The following is a 662-nucleotide window of genomic DNA, read 5'->3' on the forward strand; positions in this document are numbered from 1 at the left end:
GTGAGAACTTTGGTGACATATGCCTCGAACCAGTCGCCGTTGATGGGGCCGTCCAGCACCATCGGCGCGACCATCCCGGTCATGCGCAGCCCCGCCACCAACGTGGTGGTCTTGCGGTGACCGTGTGGGAAGCCCATCCGCAGACGTTCGCCCCTGGCGCAGCGGCCATGGCTGCGGGTCATGTTGGTGGCGGTCCAGGTTTCGTCGATAAAGACGAGGCGATCCGGGTCCAGATCGAACTGGCTATCGAACCAGTCCTGGCGCTGTTTCAGGATATCGGGGCGATCCTGCTCGATGGCGTGGCCAGTCTTTTTTTACGCGTCATGCCGCGGCGGATGAAGAAGCGGTGAAGCCCGGCCACCGAGACGTGCAAGCCGACCTCGATCAGCGCCAGGCGCAGCTCTGCAAGCGAGATGTCCTTACGCGTTTCCCAGATTGCGAGAATGTCCGCCCGCCGTTCCTCAACCCGACGTGAGCGCGTGTCGCCACCCTGAGGCTTCGGAGCAAAGCTGCCGGTATCGCGACGCTGCGCTCGCCAGCGGATTGCCGTCGCCGGCGCCACCCCAAAGCGGGCTGCCGCTGCCCGGCAACTCATCCCCTCATCAATCGCCGCCAAAAGCCGCCGACGAAGATCCATCGATAGTGGTTGGCCCATCCATGCC

General features: G+C 64.0%; 1 pseudogene. It reads right to left on the minus strand.

The annotated features are described in order from the left end of the window. Nucleotides 1-655: pseudogene (locus tag APM_RS21940) on the minus strand (IS630 family transposase); the annotation flags it as partial. Between the last annotated feature and the right edge of the window lie 7 nt (nucleotides 656-662).

Source organism: Acidiphilium sp. PM (genome assembly GCF_000219295.1).
GTDB lineage: Bacteria > Pseudomonadota > Alphaproteobacteria > Acetobacterales > Acetobacteraceae > Acidiphilium > Acidiphilium multivorum.